Annotated in this window: 18 protein-coding genes; 8 read left to right on the top strand and 10 right to left on the bottom strand. The window is 38.4% G+C overall.

Annotated features, from left to right (window positions below; genetic code table 11):
• Positions 1-22: 22 nt before the first annotated feature.
• Positions 23-1,294, top strand: coding sequence for an ATP-binding protein (locus tag AB1444_05870; GenBank protein MEW6526182.1), 1,272 nt, complete (start codon positions 23-25; stop codon positions 1,292-1,294).
• Here AB1444_05870 and AB1444_05865 read toward each other — a convergent pair.
• From AB1444_05865 to AB1444_05850, 4 genes are all read right to left on the bottom strand, one after another.
• On the bottom strand, positions 1,275-2,819 hold the full coding sequence (locus AB1444_05865) for a 1,4-alpha-glucan branching protein domain-containing protein (GenBank protein MEW6526181.1): 1,545 nt from the start codon (positions 2,817-2,819) through the stop codon (positions 1,275-1,277). The genes AB1444_05870 and AB1444_05865 overlap by 20 nt on opposite strands.
• Positions 2,816-3,241, bottom strand: a complete 426-nt coding sequence (locus AB1444_05860) for a hypothetical protein (protein ID MEW6526180.1) — start codon at positions 3,239-3,241, stop codon at positions 2,816-2,818. Before AB1444_05860 ends, AB1444_05865 begins: the two co-directional genes overlap by 4 nt.
• 10 nt (positions 3,242-3,251) lie before the next feature.
• Entirely contained in the window at positions 3,252-4,280 is a 1,029-nt protein-coding gene (locus tag AB1444_05855) for a DUF2804 domain-containing protein (protein ID MEW6526179.1), read from the bottom strand.
• 794 nt (positions 4,281-5,074) lie between these two features.
• Positions 5,075-6,532: an AMP-binding protein gene (locus tag AB1444_05850; GenBank protein ID MEW6526178.1), complete on the bottom strand. Its 1,458-nt coding sequence runs from the start codon at positions 6,530-6,532 to the stop codon at positions 5,075-5,077.
• Positions 6,533-6,726: 194 nt separating this feature from the next.
• On the opposite strand from AB1444_05850, the gene AB1444_05845 reads away from it, so the two are divergent.
• On the top strand, positions 6,727-7,170 hold the full coding sequence (locus AB1444_05845; protein MEW6526177.1) for a hypothetical protein: 444 nt from the start codon (positions 6,727-6,729) through the stop codon (positions 7,168-7,170).
• A gap of 2 nt (positions 7,171-7,172) precedes the next feature.
• On the opposite strand, the gene AB1444_05840 is transcribed toward AB1444_05845, so the two are convergent.
• Positions 7,173-8,282: a M20/M25/M40 family metallo-hydrolase gene (locus AB1444_05840; GenBank protein ID MEW6526176.1), complete on the bottom strand. Its 1,110-nt coding sequence runs from the start codon at positions 8,280-8,282 to the stop codon at positions 7,173-7,175.
• Positions 8,283-8,290: 8 nt separating this feature from the next.
• Complete coding sequence (locus tag AB1444_05835) at positions 8,291-10,774, bottom strand: sugar phosphate nucleotidyltransferase (GenBank protein MEW6526175.1); 2,484 nt, start codon at positions 10,772-10,774, stop codon at positions 8,291-8,293.
• 417 nt (positions 10,775-11,191) lie between these two features.
• Here AB1444_05835 and AB1444_05830 point away from each other — a divergent pair, with 417 nt between their 5' ends.
• Complete coding sequence (locus AB1444_05830) at positions 11,192-11,905, top strand: cytidylate kinase-like family protein (GenBank protein MEW6526174.1); 714 nt, start codon at positions 11,192-11,194, stop codon at positions 11,903-11,905.
• A 43-nt stretch (positions 11,906-11,948) separates the two neighbouring features.
• On the opposite strand, the gene AB1444_05825 is transcribed toward AB1444_05830, so the two are convergent.
• The 3 genes from AB1444_05825 to AB1444_05815 form a co-directional block, all read right to left on the bottom strand.
• Entirely contained in the window at positions 11,949-12,539 is a 591-nt protein-coding gene (locus AB1444_05825) for a hypothetical protein (protein MEW6526173.1), read from the bottom strand.
• A 76-nt stretch (positions 12,540-12,615) separates the two neighbouring features.
• Positions 12,616-13,401: an inositol monophosphatase family protein gene (locus AB1444_05820; GenBank protein MEW6526172.1), complete on the bottom strand. Its 786-nt coding sequence runs from the start codon at positions 13,399-13,401 to the stop codon at positions 12,616-12,618.
• Positions 13,402-13,403: 2 nt separating this feature from the next.
• Positions 13,404-14,837: a tetratricopeptide repeat protein gene (locus AB1444_05815; GenBank protein MEW6526171.1), complete on the bottom strand. Its 1,434-nt coding sequence runs from the start codon at positions 14,835-14,837 to the stop codon at positions 13,404-13,406.
• Between the two features lie 183 nt (positions 14,838-15,020).
• On the opposite strand from AB1444_05815, the gene AB1444_05810 reads away from it, so the two are divergent.
• The 4 genes from AB1444_05810 to AB1444_05795 all read left to right on the top strand — a co-directional run bounded on the left by AB1444_05810 (position 15,021) and on the right by AB1444_05795 (position 20,345).
• Positions 15,021-17,282 (top strand): alpha-hydroxy-acid oxidizing protein, encoded by a 2,262-nt coding sequence (locus tag AB1444_05810; protein MEW6526170.1) that lies wholly within the window; start codon positions 15,021-15,023, stop codon positions 17,280-17,282.
• A gap of 308 nt (positions 17,283-17,590) precedes the next feature.
• Entirely contained in the window at positions 17,591-18,040 is a 450-nt protein-coding gene (locus AB1444_05805) for a hypothetical protein (GenBank protein MEW6526169.1), read from the top strand.
• Between the two features lie 5 nt (positions 18,041-18,045).
• On the top strand, positions 18,046-18,783 hold the full coding sequence (locus AB1444_05800) for an alpha/beta fold hydrolase (protein MEW6526168.1): 738 nt from the start codon (positions 18,046-18,048) through the stop codon (positions 18,781-18,783).
• Between the two features lie 89 nt (positions 18,784-18,872).
• Positions 18,873-20,345 (top strand): 4-hydroxyphenylacetate 3-hydroxylase family protein, encoded by a 1,473-nt coding sequence (locus AB1444_05795; GenBank protein ID MEW6526167.1) that lies wholly within the window; start codon positions 18,873-18,875, stop codon positions 20,343-20,345.
• A gap of 198 nt (positions 20,346-20,543) precedes the next feature.
• Here AB1444_05795 and AB1444_05790 read toward each other — a convergent pair whose 3' ends face one another.
• Entirely contained in the window at positions 20,544-22,517 is a 1,974-nt protein-coding gene (locus tag AB1444_05790) for a serine protease (GenBank protein ID MEW6526166.1), read from the bottom strand.
• A 218-nt stretch (positions 22,518-22,735) separates the two neighbouring features.
• On the opposite strand from AB1444_05790, the gene AB1444_05785 reads away from it, so the two are divergent.
• On the top strand, positions 22,736-23,722 hold the full coding sequence (locus AB1444_05785; GenBank protein MEW6526165.1) for a hypothetical protein: 987 nt from the start codon (positions 22,736-22,738) through the stop codon (positions 23,720-23,722).
• Positions 23,723-23,772 lie beyond the last annotated feature (50 nt).

The following is a 23,772-nucleotide window of genomic DNA, read 5'->3' as shown; positions in this document are numbered from 1 at the left end:
CAGTAATAAAACAAGGGTGAACATGGCAATTGCAACCATGAATAATGAAATTGACACCATCTCTTTTGACCAGATGAAAACTCAGATTAACCGCGCGCTGGAGGAGTTGTCAATTAAAAGCAACATTATCGTGAGTGAACCCTACATTGGTTTTGAAAAAGGTTTTACTAAAATAAGTGTTTCAATTCCGGAACTATCGCCTGCACTGATAATACAGTGTTTGGGCATTATTAAAGACCATTTAGAACACATACGCATTCATGCATTTTCGGATGGCTATTATGCAGTGCAGGCTTTAAATAAAAATCTTTTTAAAACCGAGAATATCTTTGATAACCTTAAAATCGAATTTTCAGGGCTAACGACAAACTTTAAGATTGAATGCACCAAAAAAGGTAACCTTTCACAGGAAGAAATACATTGCTTCATTGCTCTGGTTTACAAAGCCTATTCACAAGCAAAAGAAAACCCTGTGATACGGCTTATAAAACATGGAGCATCAGTCTATACCGATGCAGGTGGTCTTGACTGGAATTATATCGCTGGCTATGAGGAAGTTAAACGTACCATACGCGAATCCATAATCCTGCCACTCAAAAACCCAAAAGTATATGACAGCATTGCCGAAATCACACGCAAAACATTTGAAACCAACAGGCCCAAAGCAATACTCTTTGAAGGACCTCCTGGCGTAGGAAAAACCACTATTGCTCGAATTATAGCAAAAGAGGTTCAGGTCCCTCTGGTGTATGTACCGGTGGAATCAATCATGTCTAAATGGTACGGACAGTCATCACAAAATCTGGCAGCTATTTTTGATGCATGTGATGACTTGGGTGGATCAATTTTATTCATCGATGAGATCGATTCACTGGCAGGTTCACGGGATCAGAATATGTACGAAGCCACACGCCGTATTTTATCGGTGCTTCTGCGGCGACTTGATGGTATAGGTGCTATCACCAATACTATAGTGATTGGAGCCACCAACCGGAAGCAGGATTTAGATCATGCTCTCATTTCACGATTTGATCAAACTATTCATTTCCCATTACCTGGGGAACAGGAGCGTGCAAGCATTTTTGGAAACTATGCAAAACACCTTGCACCTGAAGAGCTTGTAAAACTGGCAACAGCAAGCCACTCCCTTTCTGGCAGAACAATAAAAGACCTGTGTGAGCAAACCGAACGCAGGTGGGCACGTAAGCTTATTATAAAAGATCTGCCACCATCCCCACCGCCATTTGAGTACTACTATCATACTGTTAAAAGTTTTATTGCTGCACAAGCCTGAGGAGAAGTGAGCCAATATTCTCAAATAGAGGATATTTTTCAAATCGTTCATTTATATAGGTATTGTTGGTTATCTTTTTTTCCATCATATCCATAATTGCTTCTGCAGCAGCAGAGTGTTCCTCAAAGCGCATACGTGCATAGTCAGCATAGTTTCCTGTTGAAATCATAAACTGCCAATCCGATGAAGAAGCAAGCATAAGTTCCCGTGCGCACTGCTGTAACGCTTCATCATTACTGTGAAGTGCTTTATCAAATCTGTACAGCAATTCTTCTAATTTCACCACGGTGTGTCGCACCCTTGCATTGTACCAGGTAGAAAAATCATTCCCTCTGCCCCATGATGATTCCACCGGTTCAAAAATTTCCATATCATACTCTAAAAGCTCATGGGGCATCACGCACATCATATCATCCCGGGAAGCAATGGTTTCCAAAAGCATCTCTAAAAATACCGGGCCTTCAAACCACCAATGACCAAACAACTCTGCATCAAATGGTAACACAAATACGGGTTTTCGTTTTATAATGCATTCAACCTCCTGTGCGCGTGTTAGTATAGCATCAATAAAATCATCAACCTGCTGGCGCACAACGACCATAGCTTTCTGTGGGTCATAATAATCTTTATGGTTGCTTCCGCTTATCGCATAAATTTTTAAACCCAATAGTCTATGTTCATAATTGGGCGATAGTTCCTGCAATTCATACATTGCATCGTGATGAAACTCTCTGTAAGCAGGATTCCCTGGATATCCCTGATGCGATGACCATATCTTCATGGATAAAACCGCATCTCGGGGAAACAAAACTAAACCTGTTTGCGTTTTCAGTGGAAAAAAATTTCCTGTTTGCGGAATATTTTGAGCTAATAAAACACCTGTATCATTAACAATGGTATAGTCTATTGAATTCTGACGCAGATACCGGTCAATCCCTGCATGGTATCCTAACTCAGGCAGCCAGAACCCCCGTGGTGATTTCCCAAATTTTGTTGTAAATGAATCAATTCCAGTAATGATCTCAAGTTTCTGAAATGAAGGATATGTTCTATATAAAGGGAAAAAAGGGTGTGTTCCTGCAGTTGTCAGTAATTCAATGGAATTGTTATAAAACAATTTGCCAAAAGCATCAGCACATTTCCCATGTATGTCTTCAAAAAAAGAAAGGGAATTGGTTATAAACGTTGTATAAAAATCAAGAGCGCCATGAGCCTTTATATTCTTTTTTTTTAGTAGGGTAATGGCATCAAGAAGTGAATGCGCCCATTTTCTAAAACGCTTATGATAGTATGATTGCTGCAACATGGTAAGTAAGGTGGGGCTTATTGACAGGGCAATTGAAGGTATTATATGCTTTTGATTAAGTCTTTGGCACATGTGAATAAGCGGGATATAGCATTCTGCTATATTCTGATACAACCAGACTTCTTCCAGCGGCAATGTAGCTTGAGGATTCCTGACATACGGAAGATGCGCATGCAGTATGATGCAAAGTTTTGTTGCACTGGCTTGATTATCAATCATGAAGAAAGGCGCTTTTCATCAGCCAAATCAATAGTATTTAACCTACGAATTTCCTGTGTAAATGTTGGGATGGTGTCTTTCAGGTTTTCAGGAGAAAGAGGCAGCGTAATAGCATCGGATTCAAATATAATCTCATCGCCTTTTCCTTCTATTGCTGTCATAAGCATTACTTTGATAACACAACCGTGAAGATGATCTCCAACGGAAACAATCCAATGATTATTTCTTCCAAAAACATCAATCTGCTGATCCTGTATCCACTGGTTCCCATGCAATTTGACAATTCGTATGAATAACACTGGATCACCATATACATCAGTTACCGCGTTTGAAACAATAGTATCCCAGTATTCATTATCAATAGCCCAGTGCACATGCATCAATGAAAACGATGGTAAATGCACCGTAAAATATCCTGACATATATCCTCCCTCACCACCGTGCATGATGTTCTTCGGCCCATCCAATAATGTTGGTTACCTGTATTTTTTTACCGCTGTTATCGATAACAAAGCCATTGTATATACCAAACAGCTGATGCACCTCACTTGTTATAACCAGAAGGTTGGATGTTGCTATTCTTTCAAAAAAAGGTGAAAACGTTAAACTCAACCTGCCATCATTGGATCCAAAATACCAGGGTTTCATAAAATTTGTATTATCATAATTAAATGTGACCGTATCTAATTTATGAATACGCCCATTGATAAAGAAACAATTTTCTGTGGCATATGATAAATCACCAAAACCTTGACCTAAATTTAAACCAAACGGAGTCCCATCAGGTAAAAACCATGAAGCACTTGCCCAATTCCAGAAGCTTTTATATTCCCACACACCTCTTCCCCAATCTAACGTTGCCAGTGCCTTACCAAAGTCAAAGCCATATTCCTGTTCACCCAGTAAAAACGCACCACGCGCAGGCATGCAGTTAATTTTTTGATTGTAGTAAAATCGTTTCTTTCCAATAGGTGTCATCATAACGATTGAATCGTGTGGTGTTTGCCGTATTATCCAGTGTGCGTGAAAACCCTTCCCTTTACCAAATTGAGGCCAGCTAACATATATCTCACGTTCAATACCCTTTTTTCGGAAAGCAAAGGTTATATCATCTTTTTTAAAGTAACTATCGTCATCACTTGACCGCCCAAGCGTAAACCCTTTACCTAGTGGCGTTATGAGTGTATCTTCAATATACTGTTTTGTTTTAAAATCAATAAAATACACAAACACAAGCCCTGCATATCCAATATGTGAGATAGTAGCTGAAACAAAATAATCTTTAGTGGTTATGCCATAATAATCCCACTCCTTGATACGTAATTTGTTTAACCAGGAAACAGGATACAGGGAAACATGTTCAGGATTATACGTCCTCACAAGGGTGGTTGAATAACCTTTTTCTATGAGTTGACCATTTGTATCAAGCAAATCACCTTTTTTAGATATGAGTTGTTGCATACCTTTACCTCTTTCTTTTCCAAAATAGTATGGAACAAAAATTCATTAGTCAAGCAATTATTTTGTATGTGCTTTGTATTATCTGTAACTTCACGTTAGAAGCGCATCATTTAGACTTCCGTGGACGTACAGTTATTCATATATACATTATCAAGATTAATTTTCCTCTTTAGATGCAATTTATAAAGGATTGCCCTTATCCCACTATGCAATTTCGTTTGTCCATGTGACAACAAAAGAAATTGCCAAAAAAATATTTTTTATTTTGTGTTGTCCTTTATTCTTGAATCTGCACCTATCCTCACCCATCATTTTTTTAAAAAACTTGTATTCTAAAATAAAATCTTTTATGGTAACAGGCCCTAATTCAGTGCAATTTCTTGCGTTAATGATTTCATCTCATTGAAAATATATTCATCACATTGAATAAAATAGTCCGTATGTACGGTATACTAAACATATGTCCGAAATTCCATACACTTGTATGGATAAAACGTATTAATCCACTATAAAAATATGACATTATAAGGCTTCTTGTACATATATTAAGCTTTGGAAGTCTTTTTTTTCACCTTAAATTGCTAAATATTCTTTAAAATTGTATTAAATATGCTTAAAATTAAAAAAAATTTCTGTTTTTATAAAAAATTACAAATTTTTTACTTGACGCTGGCATACGATTTGCTTATATATAATAGTGAGCTGGGAAAATCCTGGTACACAACAATTTCCTTCCAAAGTATTCCGCTATGCTTTTGTAGAGCTAGAGGTAATCGCCCGATTACCTCTTTTTTTTATTCTATTACTATCTCATCAGGAATTTTATATATGGAAATATTCTCACTGCACCATAGCTTGAGCTTATCCGGGGATAATACTGTACTCTGTTTTGGCTTTATACGAGCAATAAGCCGCTCTCTGGTACTATCGCCCAGAAATTCAACATGTCCTGATACCCGTACACTTGCTATATCAGGGTGATATGATAGTAACCGCTCCACCTCTTTAGGATATACATTGTATCCATTTCTTAATACCATATCCTTTTTTCTCCCGGAAATAAACAAATAGCCATCATTATCATAATACCCAATATCACCGGTATACAACCATCCATCTTTAATATATTCTTTGGTTTTTTGCGGATTATGATAGTAATTGTGTATCACATTCATTCCCTTCACAATAATTTCCCCATGAACGCCAGCAGGTACATTACTGCCATTATTGTCCACCACACGAACCTCATTATAAGGCATTGGTTTTCCTATAGAGCCAATTTTATTGTCAATTCCTGGCATATTCCAGCTTACAATGGGCGAGGCTTCAGTTAATCCATACCCCTGGCGTATATCCACCTGCCGCTCAGCATACCATTTCTGAAGAGTAAGGGGTAGATAATCGCCACCGCTGACCCATAACTGCACATGCTCAAAATTGTTATTACGCTCAAAGAGCCCTTTCATGATGGCATACATGGCCGGCACTCCAACAAATGACCTGACTTCATTATTGGACAGTACCCGCATCAATTTTTTTAGTGAAAATTTTTCAACTAACTCAATAGGGATATTTTTCAAAAGTGGCACCACCAGCGAAGAGGTAAGACCAAACGCATGAAATAAGGGAAGCACGGCCACTGAAACAAGAGCGTGTCCAGGCATCATCTGAGCCACTGCTTTTGCACTTTGATAAATGCCATAATGGGTTAAAACTGCACCTAACGCACACCCATCCATTGCTGAAGTAAATATTATTGCTGCAGCATCATTGTTCTCCTGAACATAGTGGCTGTCACCAGTATTTCCACTAACAATTGAATCCATGGATGTATAGGTACTGTTTTCATCTGTGGTAATGATAGCATGATTATCACTGACAATACCATACTGCATCAGTCTGTCAGCCATAAAGCTTGTGGTAATGATACATGCAGGTTGGGTAACAGTAATATAATGGTGCAATTCAAACTGCCTGGCCAAAGGATTTACCAGAACAGGAATTGCATTGCACTGTAAAATGGCAAAAAAGCTATATACAAAATATGGCGTATTTCCGGTTTGCACAATCACGGTGGAACCACTATGCACTCCAAGCCGTCGCAGTGCATGTGCAATTTTATGCACGTTACTTAGAGCGTCTTTATACAGCACAGGCACACCGTTATAATATAGCATAATTTCCTTAGGAAATTTTTGTGCCTGTTCCTGAAACAGTTCATACAGATTATAAATAAATTGTTGTCCACACATGGTCCATTATCCATTTTTAAGCGATAGTTCATGGTATCATGCCTTATATTAAAAAGACAAGTAAATGTTTGTATGCAGTCCAATGATTTTCTTGACTTGTACTTACCAGTTTGTATACTACAAAAGATTATACCGTATAACCCCCGCCAAAAGAAGCGGGGTTATAATTATTCAATAATTACACACGAGCATATATGATTGTTCTAACATTTATTATTATCCTGCAAATATCACTGGCCGTCCATGTCTATTATATTATAAGCTATATTTCAAAAAAACAGGATAAGGATTTCAAAGGCTTTCTTTTTACTTCAATGATTAATATTTTTTTAGGGATATTTCTATCAGTATTTATTTTACTATTTCCGCAAGATCTTAAGGCAATTAATTTAGAACGTATACTGTTTATTGAATCCGGAGTAATTTTTTTTGGGATGCTGTATGTAAAAACAAAAATTGCAGTAAATATATACAAACGCACAAAAGATCCCCAGTACTTTCATTATTCATATTTTGGCAAAAAGGTATTGCATCCTAATGTGGTGAAAATGCCCGAACTTTTTACCTACTTTTTAACACTTCCACTTACACTGGTATGCGGTGCATATTTTATAGTAAAATTAGGATGCGGGAAATAATATCAGTGTTTTGCATTCTGGATAATTGACACCACTAATGATGCTACATTAACAAGATCCTGTATCATTATATATTCTTTTGTGGTATGTACCTGCCTCATGCCAGATGAAAGATTTATTGCTTTAATTCCATGCGCATTGAATATATTGGTATCACTGCCTCCACCCGAAACCGCCAGAGCCGACTTTATGCCAATATTCTTTAACGCTTTAGATGCAATTAAAACGATTGGATCATTATCGCTGATGGTGTATCCTTCATAATCCATGGTACTTTCAATCTTTACTTTTGCTTTATATTTCTGTGCAATTGTTTTTGCAGTCCTTTCAATTTCCCTTTTTACTGAAAGCACTCTGGCTTTTTTGCGGGAACGGGTTTCAAGAGTACATTCGGCCTCCTCTGCAACAATATTGGTTGCCCGTCCACCTTTTACTGTTCCAACATTTGCTGTTGTTTCTCTGTCAAGCCTGCCATGGGGAATAGCAGCAATAATTTCTGATAGTACTCGTATAGCATTAATCCCTTTTTCAGGTTCCATGCCTGCATGTGCAGCCTTCCCCTTAATAATAATTTTCATGCTAATATGATAGGGTGCTGCCACAATAATTTTCCCCACTGACCCATCACTATCAAATACAAATGCATACTGTGCCTTAACCAATGACAGATCAAATCCCTTTGCCCCAAACAATCCAACTTCCTCTGCACATGAAAATAAAAACTCAATATGGCCATGTGGTATACCATATTCTTTTACCAGTGCTATTGCTTCCAGAAATGCTGCAATTGCCGATTTATCATCAGCACCTAATATGGTCTTCCCATCCGAAACTATCTTATTATCTTTTATAATTGGTTGAATATTTTCACATGGTGTTACCGTGTCCATATGACAGGAAAAAAGAACAGGAATATAGCTTTCATCCCCGGGAACACGGATCAACACATTGTATGAATTGTTACAGGGGTACAATACACATTCAACGCCTAATGTATCCGCTTTTTGTTTTATATACTCTATAACACCCTTTTCTTCCCATGATGGAGAGGCAATCTTAGCCAGATCAATAAATGTTGAAACAATTCTGTCCTGATTAACTAATGGCTTCATGGTATTCCTCATACATATTTTGCAGTTATTTTCTTTATCTTGATACTGTAATCATCAATTAGTTTATCACGCGCTTCATCGGTTATCCCTTCACAGTAAACATGCACTGATGGCTGTAAGGTATCGGGTAAAATTATAATCCAGCCGTCATCATGGACAACTCTTACACCATCAATCAATTCCACATGACCATTTGCTGTAGAAGCTATCTCCCTCATAACCACAGCCTTAGCATCAACAGGGCATGGCAGCACGATATGATTCATATTGGTATCAGGCAATGCACGTCGTATTTCGGATAATTTCTTTTCTTCCCATGCAACAAGTTCAAGCAAAAGCAAAAAGGCAATCATTGGATCATATTCATAAATGCTATGCGGATACACTGTTTCAGAATTCTTAGAAAACATTCCAAACACATCTTCAAATACCTGTGTTTTAGGTACCCGTTTGAGTATCACATTATTTTCTTTGGCAATTTTTTCCAGCCGGGATGAGGATATAACAGGAATACAGAGTTCTTTTATTGTCCTGTATTTTACAAATAATAATCCTAATAGCGTTGATATGTCATCCCACTGTAGAATGTTTCCCTCTTCATCAACTACCGTTATTTGTTCCCCATGTGGCCCAACTATTACACCAATTTCATTATTCAATTTTGCAAGATTTTTGATCCCATTGATAGAATCCCTGCTTTCATTTCGTATTTCTTCAGTGCTGTTGAACTCACGGATCTGCCCCCTTAGAACAGTGGCTGTACATGAAAATGCAGCTAAAAGTGAAGGGAAAATATGTGTGGTGGTCCCATAAAAACAGTCAACTATCACATTACATTGTTTTTGGGCTATTATTGCTTTATTTACAAAATTTGAAACAAACATAATATATGATTCAACATTATGCGTTGGATAATATAACCTCCCAACCTCAAACGCACTGCTCCGTGGATAATCACCTCTAAAAAATATATTTTCAATTTTCCTTCTTTCTACATTATTTAGTTCAAACCCTTGTTTATTAAAAATTTTTATCAAGTTAAACTGTAAATCAGTATGTGGGGAAATCTGCACATAAATTCCAAGGTCTGCATTTTCATAAACCACAGAATATTTATTTATTGGTATGCTTGCTATCTCCAGGTCGTATACTTCCACTCCCATTGACAAAAGCCCGGCTGTTAATGCACGTTTTATAAGTCGTGATGCTCGTGTGGTATCCCGGCTAACAATGACTTTTTTATTCTTACCCAAAAAAGCACCAATAGCTGAACCCAATTTTGCAGCAAATTCAGGTGTAATCTTTATATTAAATGATCCATAGACACCTTCAGCAGAAAACAAAATCTTTTTTTCGGTTTTACCCCATATAAGGTCAGAATTAAGCTGGGTACCATGGTCAATTATTTTTTCCGGCCATATTCGTATCCCCGAAGCAACCTTAGCATTACTGCCTATCTGACAATCATCACTGATTACCGCACCCTCATATATTGAGACAGTATCTTCAATAACATTGCGTTTGCCAATGATGGCACCGCGTATTTCTGTCTTTGTCCCAATAATGGTATTATGCAGCACCACACTTCTACGCACGGAAGCATTTTCATGGATTACCGTGTTATCGCCAATGACACTATATTCAGAAACCTCAGCGCCTTTTTTGATTTTTACATAATTGCCCAATACAACAGGCCCCAACACTTTAGCTTCAGGATGTATTTCCACATCCTTGCCTGCCCATATATCTTCACCAATTTTTTTCCCGGGGAAGGTAATTTTTACCAAACCATTAAGTATATCCTGATGTACTTTCCGGTACGCTTCCAGATTGCCTATATCACACCAGTAACCATCAGAAATATATCCATAAATAGGAATAGTATTTTTCTGTAACAGAGGGAAAAGGTCATAGGAAAAATCAAATTTTTCATTTGCGGGGACAAACCGTTCCATAATCTCAGGTTCAATGATATAGAGCCCGGTATTAACGGTATCACTGAAAACCTCGCCCCATGAGGGCTTTTCCAGAAACCTCTCTATAGTGCCGTCATCACGTGCAATAACAATACCATACTCTATAGGGTCAGGAACATGTGTCAGGGCGATAGTAACCGGGGATTTGTTCCTTTTATGAAAATCAATGATATCCTGCAAATTAAAATCATAGATCCCATCACCACTTAATACCATAAATGTGTCATCATAATCTTTCAGAGCTAGTTTTACTCCCCCTGCAGTCCCCAGAGGTAATTCCTCAATACTATAATCTATGGAAACCTCCCAGAATGTACCATCTCCAAAATAATTAACCACATTTTCAGGAAGATAAAATAAACTCATTGTTATATCATCTATACCATACTGTTTCAACAAATACACTGAGTATTCAACTACAGGCCGGTTAAGTACCGGTATCATTGGTTTTGGCCTGTTACATGTCAAAGGCCTAAGCCTTGTTCCTTCGCCACCTGCCATTATTATAGCTTTCATAGTAACTCCAGGTTTTGAATATAAACATTGTACATGAAAATACTATCCCATGCATAAAGGTTAAGGTCAAGTGAAATATACATGGTACCAAAAACATAACAAAAATAATGGTGTTCTCAATAATAAAAATTGTACAATATGCAAAGTAAAATAATTGAAAAAATATATCATTATTAGATAGTTGGATTAATTTTTTAAAAAGGCCCTTTTCCTTTATGCTGTAAATACCCTGAGGAAAAGAGCTTTCTTTATGGTATTATAATAATTATTTTTTATGGGCACCTTTAAAAACTGCTTTCTTCTGAAATTATCCATACAATAGAAAGCGGTTTTATCATATATAGTGCCCACAAGGGAACATTCAAAATAACAGTTTTTAGAAGTTCCCTTATATTTTAGCAATTATAGGAGTTGATTATGAGTAACCCAATTAAAGAATCTACACTGGAACGCTGGATCCAGAACCAGATGAAGGTCTGGGAGTCTGAAAAAAAGGTTATTGAAAAAGAAGACATTCCCCGCCCCTTTATCACTATTTCCAGGCAATATGGGTGTTTTGCAAATGATATTGCCGAAGCAATTGCCAAAAGCCTCAATGATTTACAGCGTAGTGACAAATGGATTACCTATGACAAAAATTTGATTAACAAAATTGAAGAGCAGTATAACATTTCAGAAAAGATTGTGGAAACTATCGACACGAAAAAGCGTGAGGAAATGAGCGAATTATGGCGGACCATGCTTTCTGACCTGCCACCACAGGCAGCTGTTTTCCAGAAACTTGCCAGCACCATACGTTCACTTGCAATCCATGGCAACGCTATTCTGGTGGGAAGGGGGTCAGTAATTATTACAAAAGGATTACGATTTGGACTGCATCTACGTTTTGTTGCTCCGTTGCAATATCGTATCCAGAAAGTTATGGAAATCCAGAAGATTAGAGACAGGCTTGCAGCTGAAAAGCTTATTGAAGAAAAAGATAAACAACGTCATGAATTCATGACTCAGTATATCAAATTTGATGCTTACGACCCGGCATCATATGACCTTACTTTCAATATTGCCCAGTTCACACCTGAGCAGATAGCTGCTATTGTTATTGCTGCATTAAAGGCACGAAAGCTTATTTAATCATGTAGCATATTAAAAAAAGGCGGTTTTTAGCCGCCTTTTTTTATTTCCTTTTACCTTTCAGTTCATATACTTGGTGCATGATGGGATTGCCATCCTTGTCAAAAACAAGTACCGTAACATAATTAAAAAATACAAAGTCTTTCCGATATGGAGATACATGATAAGAACGCACAACTAAAGTATCCCTCACCGGAAGTGAATATAATTTATTTGTTAAAGGATTAATCCCCGATTTTGTATTTTTTGGATACGCCTGAAATATTTTTTTACCTTTGCCATCAGTATATTCATAATTTGACACATCATCTGGATAGGGGACAAAATTTCGTATACGCTCCTTTTCGGGTATAGGCATCTCAAAACTGGATGTGGTTTTTTCTTCTTTTTCAAAGGTTGCAATAACATTTACATATATATCCATAGGATTATCAGTTAAATTTTCAAACAGCACCTCAACCTCCAGGACATCTCCTTTCCCGGCTGTATCAACTCTTTTGTTAAAATATATATCCTTTATTCTAACCTGGTTACTATATAAAGACTGGACAGGAATATCTAATTTTTGAGTAGTCTGTGCCAGCAATACAGATGCAAACAATACCATAATTATTGTATAAATTTTTTTCTTCATATAAACCGCCCATCATTACAGTGTTTCTTAGTATCTATCGGTCAATCTACTTGCAAAATTTAGAAGAATACACCATCTATGCATTAATACAATCAAGTAACTGACGATGAATGAGTCCATTGGTGGCACATATTTCAGGGTACTCAGGGTCAAATGGTTCACCATTATATTTCGACACCATCCCCCCTGCTTCCACTACAATAAGTGCACCTGCTGCCATATCCCATGGATACAGCATGGGCTCCCAATAACCATCAAATCTTCCACATGCTACATATGAAAGGTCAATGGCTGCAGATCCCATCCTCCGAATTCCCTGAACGTTTGGCAAAACATTATTAAATTGTTTCAGGTTGTTTACATCCGGGTCATCTTTTTTATAGGGAAAACCAGTAGCAATAACTGAAATGCCAATATCCTGAATTTGTGAAACATATATTCGTTTTGTGTTGCAATAGGCACCGCCTCCTTTCCACGCATAAAAACATTCATCGCGTAAAGGCTCATAAACCACACCAACAACTGTTGATGTTATCTCTCTGGAATATAATGCAACAGTAACACAAAAGAGCGGAATTTTGTGAGCAAAGTTATTGGTAGCATCTAACGGATCAACATACCACACATAGTTGCTATTGGATTTCTTTAAACTTCCCTCTTCTGCAACTATTCCATGGTCAGGAAATGTATTTTTAATGCTTTCAACAATTAATTTTTCAGATTCATAATCTATGTTGGTTACTAAATTTGTCCTGCTTTTGTAATCAATCGTTACATCGTTGCTGTAATACCCTTCCAGTATTATTGCTCCTGCCTGTTTACAAACATGGATTGCATATTCAGTGATTTCTCTATAATCCATACCTACAATTCAACACCTGCTCCAAGTTTAAACGTAATTTCATGATGATCTTCAGATGTATCAGCTAATTCAAAACCCAATGACTGATAAAGAAAAATATTTTTATGAATATATTCCTCCATGCCAGCAGTAAACACATGAGAAAGTGACCTGAATCCTGAAAAAGGATCACCTTTTGTCCATTTATCAGTATTTATCCCAAACCATCCCTGGCCATTGCCAAATTTTGCATACGGATCATCAAGGTTGAGAGAACCAAAATACATGCGCTCGGTAATACTAAAATTGAATGAAAGCTTTTTTTGACCGGTTAATTCATTATACCTGTTAAGAATAACTCCTATACTAAAATCATATACACCAGCATACAAACATGCTGGTATAGTATGGTCAAAAAAGTAAAACTCATTGATAGTAAGCTTTGTATAATACTGTAAATATTTATCAAAGGTGTATGTATACGCAAAATCAAAATAATCAGCATCAAAGGTTTTCCCACCTGATTTTTCCCCATCGCGCATAATAAGCCGTGGATACAGGGCAATGTCAACCCTGGCCTTATCCTGAGTAAATCCAAACAATATCCCCATTTTATAATCATTAAGGTGTTTATTTTCACCAAAGATATCTCCACTACGGTGGTGATTGCCAAGAACACCAAAGCCTAAATAATAACCCCCTGCATTAAACATACCTTCTACTTTTTCCATCCATGCATTGGCATCAGGCATTAATGCTCCATAGTAAGGATTGCCAGTTGTTATGCGTGCTTCCCATCCATCAAATCGTCCAGCATCAATAAAAAACAGGTATGGCATATTGGGGCCAATGCCATTATCACTGACCACCTCAAACCCTTTGCTATCCAGGAAATATCCTGTTCTGGACATACCATCAACTGTAGCCAGAAGAATTCGTTTCTTTTCCTGTGGTTTTTCTTCTTCAACAACCTCTTCTTTTGCAATCTTCTTTTCTTCTTTTGCAGCTTGTTCTTCCATTTGCTTTTGTGCTTGAGCTATCAGTTTTTGTTTATATGCATCAGGTAACCACTTTATAACTTCCTGATTTTTGGGATCAAGTTTCAACACCTGCTCTCCCGTTGCCACTGCTTTATCAAATAAACCTGTTTTATAATATAAATACCCTAATCTCTCCAGAGATGGAATTTGTATAGGATTGCGCCGTACCGCCTCTTCATATGCAGGGATTGCTTTATCAATTTCTCCTTTGAGTTCATATACATAACCCATGTTATGCAATGTCTTGGCTGAGCGGACATTATATAATTTCATTGATTCGTCCAGTTTCTGCAATGATTCATCATATTTCTGCTTTCTGCCTAATTCAACCCCTTCTCTGGTTAATTCTTCAGGATCCTGAGCATACAGAGCTGTCACACAAATGCAAAATAACACAGTAATTATTTTTTTGTACATAAACCTTTCCTTACTTTACTAAAGTATAACAAGTAACAGTACTATATACTATTGAAAAATGCCAAAGAAATGCAACTAAAAATTACATTTAAGTTTTAATCTAAAAAAGCCAATAATTATAATAGCAAAATTGTTGCTGTATTGGACATGTACTGCTAATGTGACATAATATTGGGGGATTCCATGAAAAAGACCATACTGGTAATTGGCGGAGGCCTTTTACAGGTTCCTGTTATACAGACAGCTCAAAAAATGGGGCTGCAGGTGATAGTTACTGATTATAACCCCAATGCATTAGGAATGAAGTATGCTGATATCCCTATTGTCATGAGTACCCGTGATATTGAAGGTTCAGTCCGCGTAGCAAAAAAACAACATGAGATTACCCCTATATCGGGCGTTTTGACGGTTGGTACTGATGCTTCAGCCACTGTCGCTGCTGTGGCTAATGCACTTAACCTCCCCGGGATAAAGTTTGAAGATGCCATTGCTGCAACCAATAAAATAAAAATGCGTACACGGTTTTTTGAACACGGTGTTCCCTCACCTCATTTCTTCCCGGTATGGTCTCTTTCAGATGCAAAGAAGGCATGCAGGGTGTTGGGATTTCCTGTAGTCATAAAACCATCTGATAATATGGGCGCCCGCGGTGTGGTACGTATTGATAATAAAAATCAGATAGCTGACGCATTTACATTTGCCAAAAGTGCATCTCCCAGTGGTGAATTGATAATAGAAGAATTTATGGAAGGTCATGAATTATCCATTGACGCTGTTGTTTTCAATGGGGAAGTGACCTTCACCGGTATTGCCGACCGTATCATTGAATATCCTCCCCACTTTGTTGAAACAGGCCACACCATGCCTTCACAGTTGCCAAAAGAGGTGCAGGACAGTGCCTGTGAAGTGATGAAGGCTGGCATCAAAGCTTTGGGGATTCATTTAGGCTGTGCCAAAGGCGATATTAAAATAACCAAGGATGGCCCAAAAATTGGGGAACTGGCTGCACGGCTTTCTGGTGGTTTTATGTCAGCGTATACCTATCCACTTTCAACGGGCGTTAACTTAATGCGTGCTGCTATTGAGGTAGCATTGGGACAGGAACCAGGCAATCTTGAACCATTGTATAACAGGGTATCCATTGAGCGGGCAATCATCACAAGACCCGGAATAGTAAAAAAGATATGCGGTGTAGAAGAAGCATTGAAGATTCCCGGCATTGCTGAAATATTCATTAATGTAAAACCTGGTGATAAAGTGAAAAAGCCAACATCCAATGTTGAAAAAGCAGGCCATATTATTGCCGTTGCTGACACCCTGGAAGAAGCGGAAGAAGCTGTTCGTAAGTGCAAAGAAATGATAAAAATAGAAATATGTGATGAATCAGAACTTTCCATGGACACCATCAATATTTCTGCACGGGAGAGGTTGCGTAAAGTATGCTACGTATGCAAACAGTGCAATGGCAAGGATTGTGCCAGCGGAGTCCCCGGCATGGGTGGAGCAGGCAATGGCGCTTCATTTAAACGAAACAGTGAAGCACTCCTTAATTATAAAATCAATACCCGCGTCATTCACGATGTAACCAATCCCGACACATCTACTTCACTGTTTGGCATCAACCTGTCTTTCCCTGTTATGGCAGCACCCATTACCGGAGCCGTTACCAATTTAGGCGGAGCGATAGATGAATTGGATTACAACATTGCCGTGGTCAAGGGTTGTATGGATGCAGGTACCATTGCATTCTTAGGTGACGGAGCAGACCCGGAAAAGTATAAAATAGCAATGGAAGCTTTAACTCAATTTGGCGGTATGGGCATACCCATATTCAAACCACGAGCAAATAACGATGAAATCATTAAACGCATTCAGGCTGCAGAAGCTGCAGGCGCTGTTGCCGTGGGCATGGATATTGATGCCATTGTATTCAAGACCATGGAATTAAAACATCAGGCAGTAAAGCCCAAAAGCTTAAGCGAGCTTAAAAGCATTATATCATCCACACACCTGCCATTTATACTCAAAGGCATTATGAATCCGCGCGATGCTGCAATAGCTGTTGAAGCAGGTGCCCATGCAATTGTAGTTTCTAATCATGGGGGCAGGGTACTTGATGAGATGGTTGGAACCATGGATGTATTAGAAGATATTGTGCGCGAGGTACAGGGGCATATCCATATATTAATTGACGGGGGTTTCAGAACTGGTGTTGACATTTTAAAAGCATTAGCATTAGGTGCTGAGTATGTGCTTATTGGTAGACCTATTGCTATTGCTGCCGTGGGAATGGGTTCTGAGGCTGTTGCATATTACCTTAAATCATTACAGGCCGAGCTAAAAAAAGCCATGATACTGACAGGCTGCGCAACAATAGATGATATAATCAGCGACATTGTACGTAAAATCCATCATAACTCATACCAGCCATTAGAAGTACGATAGTATAGTGAACAACAAATTGTTCTATAGGGGCAGTCGCAAAACAAACCGTGGGGCAGCCCTTTTCATTTGTCAATTACCTGATAGTGAAAAAATAAGTTTTATGCGTCAGGTCATCCCCAATAGGTTTATAAACAATATCATTGCCCGATAAAATTTATAACAACATCCAGCAATAATTCCTTAAAAAATTTCATAATGAAAATAGTGTACATCTCCAGTATGAGAGACAATGCTACTACTAAAAAAATTCCTTGATTATTAGTTAGATTATTCTTACTGTGTAAAACAATAAAAATGAAGGGAAGTAGATGAATAAATTATCACAATTGTATATTGCAATAGCCATTGTAACAGTAACTATCGCCGCTCACACACTTCAGTTTGCTGACATTTATGGCAAGTGGCAGTTACTCTATCGTGGCAATTATGGATATGAATTCAGATTTTATAAAAATTACCAGGCTGTGTGTATTATCTACATGCAGACCAATGCTGTGATCTTCAAAGGTGTATATACATTTGATAATCCACAAACCATTCGCATTAACATTAACCAGATGAAAAATGCCGACAGTTGCTGTAATGTCAATACTACCACTGGTTTTGCTCTGGTAAAATCTTCATACTTCCTTTTCAATGCTACATTAATAACCAAAAACAACAAAAAAATGCTTGAATTAAAACCATTGTCTATCGTCATTGATGGAATTAATTCAGAAGGATATTTTGAACCGGTCATTTTACTCACGCACAAGTAACTACCATGAGCTATCGCACCATAACCATTCCGTATAAAGACCCCTTAGATGCAACCGTGTACCCCTGTGCTCAAAGTGTGGGTACCATTGTGTACAGCCATGGGCTTTTTTCTTCCAAAGATGCTTATAAAATAAATCAGATTGCACCATCTCTTCATGACAGCGGCTATACGGTAATAAGTTTCAGCTACGGATACACACGTCACTATACAACCGTAAACCCCCTTACTATTGCGCTGCCACAGTGTGCTGACGAACTCAATGCAGTGCTGGAATACGCCGCCAATACCTACAACCCTAACCTGCATATTATTGGTTCAAGCATGGGGGGTGCTATAGCGCTGTACTATGCAGCAACCGTGCCATACATTTTTTCTATAAAAAGCATGAGCCTTATAGCAACACCAGTGCATCTGAATCATTTGGTCAGGGCGATAGTTCCGCAAGGCATCTCAGGTGATTATGTAACCGTTGGCGAATACACAATTGATGCACAATCACTGCAGCAGATGAGTACCACTGAACTGGTGAAACTTATCCCCCGTGTTGACATCCCTGTGTGTATTATTCATGGGCAGAATGACGATGTTGTTCCGGTAACCCATGCCCATGACATTCAGAAAAATCTATGCGTACCCCATACCATGCACATCATCCCGGATGGTGACCATACGTTAACGTCACAAAAGCATGTTGAATTAATCTTGCAATACATAGTGTCATGGCTTAAACTGCATCCATAAAATTAATTTTTTACAAATTTTATTGACAATTATCTTGAGCCTGCTACATTTATGAATGTACATTAACCTTTTTAAAAAGGAGATTCCCTATGCCACTCAAAACCCCTGCCGAATATATTGAAAGTATTAAAGCATTAAAGCGAACCGTGTATCTTTTTGGTCAGAAGATTGAAAACACCGTTGATAACCCCATCATTAAGCCCTCACTCAATGCTGTTGCCATGACGTATGCCCTTGCCCAGAAAGATGAATACAAAGATATCATGACGGCTACATCACACATAACCGGAAATGTCATAAACCGTTTTACCCATATTCATCAAAGTATTGATGATTTGGTGAAAAAAAGTAAAATGGGACGCCTTCTGGGTGCAAAGACTGGATGCTGCTTTCAGCGCTGTGTGGGGATGGATGCGCTCAATGCCCTTTCAATGACAACATACGCAATAGATCAGAAATACGGCACACAGTATTATCAGCGCTTTTTACAGTACTTACAGTATGTGCAGGATAATGATCTGGTATGTGATGGGGCTATGACCGATCCCAAAGGTGACAGGTCGCTCCCACCCCATAAACAGGAAGATCCTGATCTGTACCTGCATGTTGTAAAAGAAACAAACGATGGTATCATTGTGCGTGGGGCTAAGGCTCATCAAACTGGGGCTCTTAATTCGCATGAGATTATTGTGATGCCAACTATCGCCATGCGCCCCGAAGATAAGGACTGGGCAGTTTCTTTTGCGGTGCCGGCTGATACTGAAGGGATTATTTATATTTACGGACAACAGTCTTGTGATACCCGAAAGTTAGAAAAATATACCATTGACCAGGGGAATGCCTTATTTGGCGGCCATGAAGCACTGATAGTATTTGATGACGTGTTTGTACCGTGGGATAGAGTCTTCATGTACAAAGAATATGACTTTGCAGGACACTTAGTTGAACGCTTTGCCTCATACCATCGTCAGAGCTATGCCTGCAAGGTTGGTGTGGGTGATGTGCTGATTGGTGCAACGCAGACAATAGCTGAGTACAATGGAATAGACAAAGCATCACATGTGAAAGACAAGATCATTGAAATGATACACCTGAATGAAACGCTGTATTGCGGCTGTATTGCATGCGCAACAGAGGGTAAGCGTGAAGAGCCAGGTACTTATATGGTAAACACCTTGCTTGCAAATGTCCACAAACAAAATGTCACGCGTTTCCCCTATGAGATTGCACGCCTTGCACAGGACATAGCAGGCGGTGCGCTGGTTACACTTCCTTCGGCAGATGATTTATATCACCCTGAAGCAGGCAAATGGATTAAAAAATATTTTAAAGCAAAAAGCGATGTTCCTACTGAACACCGCATCCGTATCCTGCGCCTGATAGAAAATATCACTATGGGCACAGCTGCTGTAGGCTATTTAACCGAATCAATGCATGGTGCAGGCTCACCACAGGCGCAGCGCATTATGATAGCTCGAGAATCCAACGTAAAGGAAAAGCAGGAAACCGCTAAGCACTTAGCGCAGATTATAGAGAATAGGGTGTCTCAAAACAAACAGTGAGGATCTCAATGACGCGTATGCAAAGTCATTGAGAGCATAGAGCTTGTCGGAGGAAGCAATCTCAATCCCGCAGAAGACAAGATTGCCACGCGCCTGCAGCGCTCGCAACTATGGGATTGCTTCGTCACTTCGTTCCTCGCAATGACACAAGGTCAAAAGTCATTGCAAAAATATGTCTTTTGGGACACCCTCCTCACTTTATTCATTTATCTTTATACCATTCATGAGGGTTTTAAAATCCTGTACCATCTTTTCTTCTTCCACTTTTCCAGCCCTGCCCAAAAAAAGCGTATAGAGCTTCTTAACTTTTTCAGGTTTTTCCTGTATCGTCTTAACCACGGCAGCTATTTTGGTGATATTATCGCTGGTAAAAGGTTTCATGGTATAAGGATGTTCAGCATTGACAATGCTTTCCCAGTAATTAATATAATCCTTTGGCAACCGTGTATCAGGTGCAACCCAGTTTACCAGTACAAAATAATTATCTTTCTGATATTCACTGAGCATGACACGGCGTATAGTCCATTCGGTGCCTGTGGCCTGCTTTATATACCCAAAATTGATACCCATACGCACATCATCATTGATTGCAATAACATCATTTGTAGCAGAAATAGAAAACACACCAGCACCAAACTGGAAGCCTCTTTGTGCTGAATAATCAAACTTGACCCCACTTAATGCTTTTGGCAGCAATTTATTACCCGTTAAAAACTCTTTCCAGTCTTTCAATTTTCCATAGTATGATAACTGTACATAATCCAGCAATTTCAGTGCATCATATTTCCAGAACTCAATTTCGGATGTCTCACATACAAAGACCACCGCTGACATGCCTTCAGGTGTTGGTGTTGCACAGCTTATGACAGCTTCATCAGAATATTCCAGCACCCACGTACACAGCCGCCATTTACGACCGTATTTATCGGTATGGTACTCGGTAGCTATTGGATCGCCCAGCGACAATATCCGGGTCTTCACATCGCCAAAATCGCGGGTTATGCTCTGCCCTTCTAAAACAAGTTTCATTCCCACTTTGGGGTCATTGAGCATATCCTGCAGGCTCACATCATCGGGACGCGAAATATCAATAAAAAGCAAACGCTTATCAGGATTTGCCATGCGGATAACGCCATTGCCATGTATCTTTGTTTCTTTGTATTCAATATTGGAGATAGTCCATTTGTTGTTATCCTTGCTTAAATAATTGACCTGTAAAAAGTAACTATCGGTAAAATCAAAAAGTGGGATAAGCGACTCCTCACCCTCAGGGAACATCCCCCTGCCCTGGCCTTTCAAAAGTTCATCCATGGTTGTTACATAGAATTTTTTAAAACGCTCATTAAATAATTTTTTAATTTCCTTATAGCCTTTTGGAAGTGATAGTTCATCATCAAAATCCTTAACCATTGTCTTTTCAGGAAGCAGTGTAAAGCCAAAGTTCATACGCACATGGAAAATACCGCGATTTCCTGTTTTAGTAACCTCACTTACTGGAAGTGAATAGGCAATATTATCTTTGCGCTGGATGACAATACCAATACAATTGGCCTGATCATCAACAAGAGGGCCTCCACTGTTTCCAAAATTAACATCTGATGAGCTTTTTAATAAATTAAATCTTCCATCTTCTGGTTCGGGGTAAGTGCCAATAAGCTCCCCCTGGCGCATTACGATGCCTTCACCATACGCGTTGCCTACTGCAAAGACACTATCGCCAATGCTAAAATTTTCTTTTAGTTTTAAATATTTTGCAAATGTCTTATTTTTAACCGTAAAGCGTATAAAATCCCTGTGACTATCAAACGCTAAAATTTTATCAATTTCATACACATTGCCCTGTGAATCACGGATATAAAAATCTTTGTAAATGAGCGAGTCAGTCTTCAAATCCAGCACATGGAATGCCGTTAAAAGCTCAGTGGGGGATATAGCAAATGCAGTCCCTATTGAATAGTATTTATCCACCCGTATGTTATAGGGTATTAGATGCCATGGCAGCTCCTTTTCGTATGTCAGGGTATCTTTTTCAGGCTTGTTTACAACAACCTCAAAGCACGATTCGTTAATAAGATTTTTAAGGTCTTTAGATAAAGATTTTGTTTGAGTGGTATTTGCCCCGGTAGCACATGCCACAAAGAAAGCTAAAAATAGAATCATTAGTTTTTTCATTGGTACCTCTATGTTCTTTTTGCAGAGTTTATAAAAGTCAGGGTTTATTTCTTGATATTTAATATACCGGCTGTCAAGTTAAATTACAATTATATTTATTTTTTTTATTCACACTTTGCTCATCTCTATGGCATTACCTCTTCGTTACTATTAAAGGCTTGACTGATACATAGCACACATATACTTTTGTATTAATAATTGTATAGCCGGATACTACCATGCCAAAAGGAAATAAACAAAAGCCAATAGCCCTCATCCTTGCTGGTTTTGACAAACCTGACCGCAAAACCATGATAAAGCGTAAAAAGCAGCTCATTGAAGCCTATGATGGCGATGTGATTTATATTGGAAAAAATAAATTTTTGCAAACACTTGCCGGTAAGCCTGTTATACAGTATGTGCTTGATAGCGTGTACCATGCCAAAAAATATGGCAAACCACTGTATGAAAAAATTTATGTGTACAACGATGTACAAAACTTTACCGATGCTATAGATACAAAAAAATATAAAAACCTTACCGTGTTGCAGATGAAACAGTCAGTTGGCGGACATTTAAAAGATTTTTATTTCAACTACATTGACTATGGCCAGCGGCTTGATATTTTCTTTGGCGATACCCCGCGCATCACTGCACAGGATGTTGAGTTTATCCATGATGAATACACTAAAATTTTAGGTACAGTAAAAGATTATAGGGGGGCGATAGTTCATTTAATTTACAGCATTGTGGAATATCAGGATGTTGCTAACGATAGCTGGTTGCCACACCGCTTAAAAGCAATCAAACGTGGCGAGCATAAAGGCAAACACAAATATTTTGTTGGCTTTGATACGTTTGAAGCACGCATTGGTAACTCTGCTGCTATTATCAAACATCATTCCATTGACCCAATAGTGGAATACCAGATTATTGACTTTTTCTACGGATTACGCAAGGCACTATCGCCCAATATTTTTTCTAAAATACTGTATCATCTATGGAAAACAAAAAATTTTGATGTCATACGACAGGTAAAGCAGCGCTGCCTGGAAGAAGAAAAATTTTATCGTGCTGTTATTGATGTTATTGAGCGGGTATACAAACTGGATTTATCTCACTTTGGTGGATATATTTATCATATTAAAAAAAATGCTGCTCACTGGGAAAATGATATAGACGGGCCAAAAGATTTAAAAGCCTTTAGAATGCACATGGAAAAGTAATATTTTTTACATTTGACAATTTTTAACACTGAGTATATTTTTTATTTTGA

Source organism: Spirochaetota bacterium, assembly GCA_040756435.1.
Taxonomy (GTDB): Bacteria; Spirochaetota; UBA4802; order UBA4802; family UB4802; genus UBA4802.
Note: the sequence above shows the minus strand (reverse complement) of the source record. Positions and strands in the feature narration are given on the sequence as shown.

Bases quoted from the DNA above. Each gene is read 5' to 3' on its own strand.
- AB1444_05870 (MEW6526182.1), top strand. From the start codon at position 23: ATGGCAATTGCAACCATGAATAATGAAATTGACACCATCTCTTTTGAC.
- AB1444_05865 (MEW6526181.1), bottom strand. From the start codon at position 2,819: ATGATTGATAATCAAGCCAGTGCAACAAAACTTTGCATCATACTGCAT.
- AB1444_05860 (MEW6526180.1), bottom strand. From the start codon at position 3,241: ATGTCAGGATATTTTACGGTGCATTTACCATCGTTTTCATTGATGCAT.
- AB1444_05855 (MEW6526179.1), bottom strand. From the start codon at position 4,280: ATGCAACAACTCATATCTAAAAAAGGTGATTTGCTTGATACAAATGGT.
- AB1444_05850 (MEW6526178.1), bottom strand. From the start codon at position 6,532: ATGTGTGGACAACAATTTATTTATAATCTGTATGAACTGTTTCAGGAA.
- AB1444_05845 (MEW6526177.1), top strand. From the start codon at position 6,727: ATGATTGTTCTAACATTTATTATTATCCTGCAAATATCACTGGCCGTC.
- AB1444_05840 (MEW6526176.1), bottom strand. From the start codon at position 8,282: ATGAAGCCATTAGTTAATCAGGACAGAATTGTTTCAACATTTATTGAT.
- AB1444_05835 (MEW6526175.1), bottom strand. From the start codon at position 10,774: ATGAAAGCTATAATAATGGCAGGTGGCGAAGGAACAAGGCTTAGGCCT.
- AB1444_05830 (MEW6526174.1), top strand. From the start codon at position 11,192: ATGAGTAACCCAATTAAAGAATCTACACTGGAACGCTGGATCCAGAAC.
- AB1444_05825 (MEW6526173.1), bottom strand. From the start codon at position 12,539: ATGAAGAAAAAAATTTATACAATAATTATGGTATTGTTTGCATCTGTA.
- AB1444_05820 (MEW6526172.1), bottom strand. From the start codon at position 13,401: ATGGATTATAGAGAAATCACTGAATATGCAATCCATGTTTGTAAACAG.
- AB1444_05815 (MEW6526171.1), bottom strand. From the start codon at position 14,837: ATGTACAAAAAAATAATTACTGTGTTATTTTGCATTTGTGTGACAGCT.
- AB1444_05810 (MEW6526170.1), top strand. From the start codon at position 15,021: ATGAAAAAGACCATACTGGTAATTGGCGGAGGCCTTTTACAGGTTCCT.
- AB1444_05805 (MEW6526169.1), top strand. From the start codon at position 17,591: ATGAATAAATTATCACAATTGTATATTGCAATAGCCATTGTAACAGTA.
- AB1444_05800 (MEW6526168.1), top strand. From the start codon at position 18,046: ATGAGCTATCGCACCATAACCATTCCGTATAAAGACCCCTTAGATGCA.
- AB1444_05795 (MEW6526167.1), top strand. From the start codon at position 18,873: ATGCCACTCAAAACCCCTGCCGAATATATTGAAAGTATTAAAGCATTA.
- AB1444_05790 (MEW6526166.1), bottom strand. From the start codon at position 22,517: ATGAAAAAACTAATGATTCTATTTTTAGCTTTCTTTGTGGCATGTGCT.
- AB1444_05785 (MEW6526165.1), top strand. From the start codon at position 22,736: ATGCCAAAAGGAAATAAACAAAAGCCAATAGCCCTCATCCTTGCTGGT.